This window comes from Serratia sp. A07 (assembly GCF_058725505.1).
Genome location: NZ_JBZXDO010000070.1, coordinates 1 through 7,435, shown reverse-complemented (window position 1 = coordinate 7,435; position 7,435 = coordinate 1). Strand labels below are relative to the sequence as shown.

Annotated in this window: 4 protein-coding genes and 4 pseudogenes; 5 read left to right on the top strand and 3 right to left on the bottom strand. The window is 53.9% G+C overall.

Annotated features, from left to right (window positions below; genetic code table 11):
• The first annotated feature begins 342 nt into the window (after positions 1 to 342).
• From AC4PR2_RS27010 to AC4PR2_RS27000, 3 genes are all read left to right on the top strand, one after another.
• Entirely contained in the window at positions 343 to 1,107 is a 765-nt protein-coding gene (locus tag AC4PR2_RS27010; RefSeq protein ID WP_394948157.1) for a tyrosine-type recombinase/integrase, read from the top strand.
• A 171-nt stretch (positions 1,108 to 1,278) separates the two neighbouring features.
• On the top strand, positions 1,279 to 1,902 hold the full coding sequence (gene parA / locus AC4PR2_RS27005; protein WP_060441996.1) for a ParA family partition ATPase: 624 nt from the start codon (positions 1,279 to 1,281) through the stop codon (positions 1,900 to 1,902).
• 2 nt (positions 1,903 to 1,904) lie between these two features.
• Entirely contained in the window at positions 1,905 to 2,147 is a 243-nt protein-coding gene (locus AC4PR2_RS27000; RefSeq protein WP_492175783.1) for a plasmid partition protein ParG, read from the top strand.
• Between the two features lie 240 nt (positions 2,148 to 2,387).
• On the opposite strand, the pseudogene AC4PR2_RS26995 reads toward AC4PR2_RS27000, so the two are convergent.
• Positions 2,388 to 3,602 (bottom strand): annotated as a pseudogene (locus AC4PR2_RS26995) (IS91 family transposase).
• Between the two features lie 687 nt (positions 3,603 to 4,289).
• Between AC4PR2_RS26995 and AC4PR2_RS26990 the strand changes: the two are divergent.
• Positions 4,290 to 4,394: pseudogene (locus AC4PR2_RS26990) on the top strand (helix-turn-helix domain-containing protein); the annotation flags it as partial.
• Between the two features lie 39 nt (positions 4,395 to 4,433).
• Positions 4,434 to 5,059: pseudogene (locus AC4PR2_RS26985) on the top strand (acyl-homoserine-lactone synthase).
• Here AC4PR2_RS26985 and AC4PR2_RS26980 read toward each other — a convergent pair.
• Both AC4PR2_RS26980 and AC4PR2_RS26975 read right to left on the bottom strand, forming a co-directional pair.
• Positions 5,037 to 5,777 (bottom strand): helix-turn-helix transcriptional regulator, encoded by a 741-nt coding sequence (locus AC4PR2_RS26980; protein ID WP_492175782.1) that lies wholly within the window; start codon positions 5,775 to 5,777, stop codon positions 5,037 to 5,039. The pseudogene AC4PR2_RS26985 and the gene AC4PR2_RS26980 overlap by 23 nt on opposite strands.
• Positions 5,778 to 6,052: 275 nt before the next feature.
• A pseudogene (locus AC4PR2_RS26975) lies at positions 6,053 to 7,277 on the bottom strand (IS91 family transposase).
• Positions 7,278 to 7,435: the final 158 nt, after the last annotated feature.

Here is a 7,435-nt window from a genome sequence, read left to right as displayed (position 1 = left end):
ATAGGTCGTGGCGATGAAGGGGGAAAGTACTTCGGCTGCGCAGCAGACGAGCTCACGCCGCAGGCGTGCTACCGTTCTGTCACAGCGGATTAGGGACGGCGTTCGCGTTACGCCTGTCATGTCGGCGCCAACCGGCGTCATTGATGATTGTGTTTTTTACGCACATTGCGTTTTTTCCCCAATTTTTATGCGATGCTGTCCTGACCGATCACCGATTTATTCGGCTTCACGGCGCCGGGGCTGACGCGGCACAATAGTGGTCGGAAGTGATGGCCAGTCAGGTTTGGTTGCGATAAGGGGCTTTGCAGGCCGAAAATTGAGCAAGTAGCGGAGAATGAAAAATTGAGTATCATCCCCCTCGAGATGGGACAGATTTCACGTAGCGCGATCAGTCTGCCTGGCGGCTTCGCGCGCGCCGTTCGGCTGCGCGAAATGGCCCTGGCCGCCTCACTGGATGTGCCCCGCTATCTGCTGGCGCCGGAAATTGCGGTGCTGCTCGACTACCTGCCCGATCTGCGCCAGCGCATGCTGATCGAAACCCTGTGGAACACCGGCGCCCGCATCAATGAAGCCCTGGCGCTGACGCCGGGGGATGTGTTCTTCAATGGCGACCTGCCGTTTGTCCGGCTGCGCACGCTGAAGCAACGCGTGCCCCGGCCGCGGCGCCGGCCGACCAAGGAAGAGCAGCAGCGGCGGGAGGCTCCGTTCCGGGCGGTGCCGCTGCCGGATGCGGGGTATGTGCGCCGGCTGCAGGGCTATTTTGCGACATTCAAGTTGCTGACACGCCGGGCGACACCGATGTGGGATGTGGCCAGCCAGGAGACGCCGCGTAACTGGCTGCGGGCGGCGGTTCGCCGGGCCGCCCAGGATGGCGTGACTTTTTCGGTGCGCCCCATCACCCCGCACACGTTCCGCCACAGCTATGCGATGCATCTGCTGATGAATGATGTGCATGTCAAACAGGTCCAGGCACTGATGGGCCACAAGCGCCTGGAAAATACCGAAATCTATACCCGGATCTTCGCCCTGGATGTCACGCCGGATCTGGCCTTCTCTCTGCCCGTTGATGAGGCGCGGGGGCTGCTGGCGCTCCCTTCTCTAAGATAACCCTCTGGTTTTACAATAAATCGCAAATACGATTTTACGTAAAAGCGTATTTGATGATTTCAGTATTGACCTTGCCCGCGCTTATGCATACACTGCAATTGAATCGTAATTGTTAGTTTGCAGAAATACGATTTTACTGAAAATCGTAATAACCCATACCAGGAGTGCCTGATGATTATCTCTGTACTGAACCAGAAAGGGGGAGTTGGCAAAACCACTCTCAGCGTCAATATTGCTGCCCGTCTGGCGGCGGATGGCGCACGCGTATTGCTGCTTGATGCCGATCCTCAGGGCAGCGCCCTGGACTGGGCGGCAGCACGGGAAGATGAGTCCGCTTTCCCGGTGCTGGGGTTGCCGCGCGCCACGCTGCACAAGGATATCGGCAAGTTCACCCAGGATTATGACCACATCATCATCGATGGCCCGCCCCGCGTCACGGATCTGGCCCGTTCCGCCATTATGGCGGCAGACCTGGTGGTGATCCCTGTTCAACCCAGTCCGTATGACGTGTGGGCGGCACAGGAAGTGGTCACGCTGATCCAGGAAGCCAAGATTTATAAAGAAAACCTTAAATCTGTATTTGCGGTTAATCGTAAAATCGTAAATACTGCGATTGGCCGTGATGTCGGCGAGGCGCTGTCGACGTATGAAACACCGGTGTTGCAAGCCACGGTGTCGCAGCGGGTGATCTTCGCTGAAGCGGCGGCGGTCGGTAAAGCCGTGTTCGAGCTAGAGCCGGATTCGGCGGCGTCAAAAGAGATCGGCGCCCTGGTTAACGAGATTTTGGAGCAATAAGTATGAGTGGGAAAAAAGTGACTTTCGGTGCCAAGCCAACCAAACCTGCACCCAGTGCGGATGCCTGGGTGGAAAGCCGCGCTGTCGAAGAAGCGCCACCGCAGCCGGTCGAGAAAATGAAGCGACTCACGATAGATATCCCGGAGAGCCTGCATAAGGCCATCAAGTCTGCCTGTGCCCTGAGGGGCACCAAGATTGCCGATGAGGTGCGAGAGTTGTTGTATAACAAATACGGAAAAGAGTAATTCTGTATTTAATGTTTTACGATTATGCGATTTTAAGATTAAACGCTTTTGCGTTTACGGTGAGACGGTAGGGCAGGCAGGTTACGACTCATCATTGTTCATGGTTAGGAAACTCATTCGCCTCTTTTTGAGTTTCCTAACCATGAATCGGGGCAAGAAAGAGCCGTATGAAGTAGGGCCTTTTTACGGTAATACGAATAAAATGCCAGGTTTGCCGTATTTTTAAGCTAAAACCCTTTTTCAGGCGCACTTATCCAGGGACGGCGTCTGAAGCCATCGTTTTTTAGCCATCCGCTGCAGCCTGTCAGAGAGCAGTTTGGTGGTGTGTTCGCCCGCCATGGCACCTGCAAAACGCAGTCGGCCCTTGCACAGGATGCACTCGGTGCCCAGGAAGCCTTTCATCAGCACCGCGAATCCGGGGCGCTTCGGTTTTTCCCGTACCGACATCGCCAGCGCGTCGTAGACCTTCGGCAACAGCGTGGCCCGCTTGCGGTTGGCCAGAAAACCGTAGTACCGCAACATCTTAAAATGTCGTGCCGGGATGTGGCTGACGTAGCGCTGCAGCATCTCCTCCTGGCTGATTTTCTGGCGTTTATGCTGCTGAGTGCGGTGATCGTAATACTGATGGACCACGGCGCCGCCACGGTAATGCCGGAGCTGAGAGGCTGCCACCGGAGGGCGCTTCAGATAACGGCCTAGGTAATTCACGCTGCGCCAGGCCCCGCGAGTCTTTTTGGCAAAATGAACTTTCCACGCGCGGCGTTATTGGGTATGCAAATAACGGTGCCACCGATCTTCATTACGGATATGACCGAGGCCCGGCAGGCCGCCGGGGTTGATTTGCGTGTAGTTGTCGCGCAGCAGGTAAACCACGGCGTTGCGCCAGATTTGCTCAACCTCTTTCTTTTTGAAGAACAGCTGCCGCCAGGTGCCGCGTTTGATGTCGAGGCCGCCTCGGGTGACGGAGGCGTGGATATGCGGGTGCTGATTCAACTGCCGGCCGTAGGTATGGAGCGCACAGAAGATACCGACTTCGATCCCCTGTTGGCGCGCCCAGCGGAGCATGGCGCGGGTGGCGCAGCGGAACAGATCATTGAGCAGGGGCCAGTTGTTGTTGAAGAAAGGCCACAGCAGGTGCGGCATGGTGAAGGTGATGTGTTGCCAGTCGCAATCGGGCAGGATGTGCTGCTGTTCGGCGATCCACTGCTCGGTGGCCTTGAGGCCACAACTGCTGCAGGCCTTGGACTTGCAGCTCTGGCAGAAAAAGCGGGAATGGGTGCAGTCCGGTGAGGCGCAACAGTAGCGGCGCACGCCCATGGCGCAGGTGCCGCAGGCGAGCATGCGCTCGACGGCGAGTTTGGTCCAGTCGCTGAGGGCGTCGCCGTGTTTGTCGAGATAGCGGCTCCAGCCATCATTATGGTGGAACAGCAGCTTTGCCGGTCGGGGAATATACATGGTGCAGAGTCTACAGGGCGGCAGGGGACAGGAAAAGGACGTCGGCGCCAGCCGGCTCACGCCACAGACGTGCTCATTTTATGCGGGTGTTAACGCTGCGGTGGGGTATGCGCCACCGTGCGAGCTACCGTGGCCGTCAGGCGGCGCCGGCGTTGATGTTGAGGCTGGGGCTAAAAGACGGTTGAGGCAGCAATGCTGCCGTGCTCGTCCCGCAGGGGCGCTACGTTCTGGTATACCCAAAAAGGACGATTGGTGGTGTCGGGAGGTGAATTTTGATTTGCAGTTATTGTGAGCACGGGAAGGATGATTGCGAGCATGAATAGATAAACGCGAGCACAGTGGCAGTTAATGTGAGCATAAGGAGATTTCCATTTGCAGTTAATGTGAGCAAAAAAAGCTGATAAACGCGAGCATGGGCGTTTTCAAACGCGAGCCGCTACAATTACCAGATGACGATTTTACTTGTCTGGCTGCCTCAGGAGTCTCAACCGTCATTTTACCGGCTTGCGGGCATTGTATGTCCTGGGAAAATCCCGGAGCCCTTGCGGAAGTACTATCAAATTTTTGCCAATAGTCAATTACCTCCTACTTGGGTCGGCCTGAGGTCCGGAGATTATTCGCTAAGCTATTTCGGGTAGTTAAAAAACATACTTAGCGTACGTTTCCGTACGATTGGGCTTCAGACCCCTAGAACGGCTGAATGCAGGCCACAGCGTAGCCAGTGTCGCTCGTGAATTTAAAACTTCAAGACAGACAATTATGAGGATTAGAGGCGCAGCAAACAATGGATAAAAAAGCAATGGAATCACAGCCCTGACCATACACGATGGAATGCTTGAACTGTTTGATGTCAGCTACGATGAGCTAAAGATAACCCACTCCAATGAACTTTACCGGCTTAGAAAAAAACCTTCAGTGGCCGGTTGAGATGGGATGTAGCATGCAATGCCGATCTGGAATTTGATGAATATGATAATCCTGGTACACGCTATATTCTTGGTCTGTACAAGGGACAGTTGATCTGCAGTGTGCGCTTTATTGGCCTGGAACAGCCCAATATGATAACTCACTCGTTTCGTGCTTGTTTTGACACAGTTCCGCTTCCCCCCGACGGCATAGAATCCAGCCGATTCTTTGTCGATAAGGATCGGGCACAGCAACTTCTTGGCGGACGATATCCCGTCAGCCAGATCCTGTTTCTAGCCATGATCAACTGGGCTCGCCACAACGACCGCCACGGCATTCACACCATTGTAAGTCACCCAATGCTGACGATACTCAAACGTTCAGGATGGCAGATCAAGACGCTTAAAGAGGCTTTTCTCAGTAAGCGGGAGCGCATCTATCTTGTATTTTTACCGACAGAAGCAGAGGATCAGGAGCAGATAGCTTCAGGGCTCATCAACGGATTCGACTACCCTGCGGAGTCAGTTATTACCTCGCCGTTGCCGCTGTGATAAGCTCCAGCTCGACCCCCAGTCGGATCGCCTGACGGGCGTTACTCACTCCCAGCTTGGAAACAATATTGTTCATGTGAAACTTCACGGTACTTACAGATATCCCAGCGATGGAGGCTATCTCACCATAGGTTTTACCCATGCTGGACCAATACAACACTTCATTCTCCCGCGGGGTAAATATGGGTTTTACCCTATCCATATGATTTTCCCAGCAGGATGCGCTTGCCCCGGCAAGACGATACATCTGTTCATTGATATCGATCAGTAACATCTGCATGACCCAACGCTCAGAGGTGAGTCGTGATTCCAACTCCCCTTGTTCGTTGTTGGCAATGATGACCGATAACAATGCAAGGTTGTTCATATGATCATGCAACACAAAAGTAAAACCGTTGACGATATTGTATTGCTTGGCAAGCGAAAATATCTTGGTGAACTTCAGGTCAGACATCAGTGTAATATTTTCGTCCCATGCAAACGGAGACGTACGTCGAAACGCAGTCAATATCACCGGATCTGTGAGTTGAAAATTATTGGTGCGGTAGAGATCAACCCATTCATCAGGATAAGTGGAAATTATAAGGACGTCTAACGGTTTTTTTTTGCTGACGACCGTATAGGTATATTCCAACTTACCAAATAAGGACAATTTTCTGTCTAAATACTCCCGGAGCGTTTCGGTTATGGTCGGATTTTCATTGAAGACAGAAAACATGAGGTCTCCGTTGCAGTCTCAATTCCTTATTTTCGATATAACCTGCACCTAAGTACAGGTATGCATAAATCTTAAGCACAGCTTACGCAACAAGGATCGTAAGCTAAAATAACCTTTATATATATAAGGTTAAAAAAACTTGACCTTTCGGTCAAGTAGCGAATCCAGCCAACACCATGAACAGTGGCAAGGAAGAACCCCGTATGGTGAGGGTTGACACGGTGTAATACTGAAAAATGCCAGTTTTGCCGTATTTTTAAGCTAAAAATCATTTTTTAGACGCACTTATCCAGAGAAGGGGTTTGAAACCATCGGTTTTTAGCCATCTTCTGCAGCCTGTCAGAAAGCATTTTTGTGGCGTGTTCGCCTGCCATGCCGGCGGCAAAACGCAGCCGGCCCTTGCAAAGGATGCATTGGTACGGGTCGATGCCCAGGAAGGCTTTCTTCAGCACTGCGAAGCCCGGCTTCTGCGGTTTCTCGCGTGGTGTCATCTCCAACGCTTCGTAAACCTTCGGCAGCAGCGTACCGCGTTTACGGTTGGCCAGGAAGCCGTAGTAACGCACCATTTTAAAGTGCCGGGACGGGATGTGGCTGACGTAACGCCACAGCATCTCCTCCTGGCACAGTTTCTGACGCTTGTGCTGCTGGGTGTTGTGGTCGTAGTACTGGTGCACCACTGAACCGCCGCGGTAATGGCGGAGCTGCGACGCGGCCACCGGCGGGCGTTTCAAATAGCGTCCCAGGTATTTCACGCTGCGCCAGGCCCCGCGGGTCTTTTTGGCGAAGTAGACCTTCCAGTGGCGCTGATATTGCGCCTGCAGGTAGCGATGCCACTGCTTCTCATCACGAATGTGGCCAAGGCCAGGCAGGGTGCTGGGGTTAACGCGGTCATGGCTGGCACGCCGCAGGCGGATGACGGCACCGCGCCAGATTTCTTCAACCTGCTGTTTTTTTGAAGAACAAACCGCGGCAGACACCGTGTTTGACATCGAGGCCACCGCGGGTGACGGAGACGTGGATGTGCGGATGCTGATTGAGTTGGCGGCCATACGTGTGCAGGGCACAGAAGATGCCGACCTCGATACCCAGCTTGCGCGCGTACTTGAGAATGGCGCGGGTGGCGCAGCGAAACAGGTCGTTGAGCAGCGACCAGTTGTTATTGAAGAACGGCCACAGCAAGTGAGGCATGGTAAAGGTGATGTGCTGCCAGTCGCAGTCAGGCAGGATGTGCTGCTGTTCGGCGATCCACTGCTCGGTGCCCTTGAGGCCGCAGCTGCTGCAGGCGTTGGATTTGCAGCTCTGGCAGAGAAAGCGTGAGTGCGTGCAGTCAGGCGAACTGCAGCAATAGCGGCGCACGCCCATGGCGCAGGTCCCGCAGGCAAGCGTGCGCTCGACAGAGAGTTTGGTCCAGTCGCTGAGGGTATCGCCGTGTTTGTCGAGATAGCGGCTCCAGCCATCGTTATGCTGGAACAGGCGCTTTGCAGATCGCGGTATGTACATGAAACACAGTATAAAGTGCGTCGATGAAGGTGGAAAGGACTTCGGCTGCGCAGCAGACGAGCTCACGCCGTATGCGTGCTACCGTTCATGGTTAGGAAACTCAATCGCCCCTTTTTGAGTTTCCTAACCATGAATTCAGGAAAAGGATCTCTCCATAT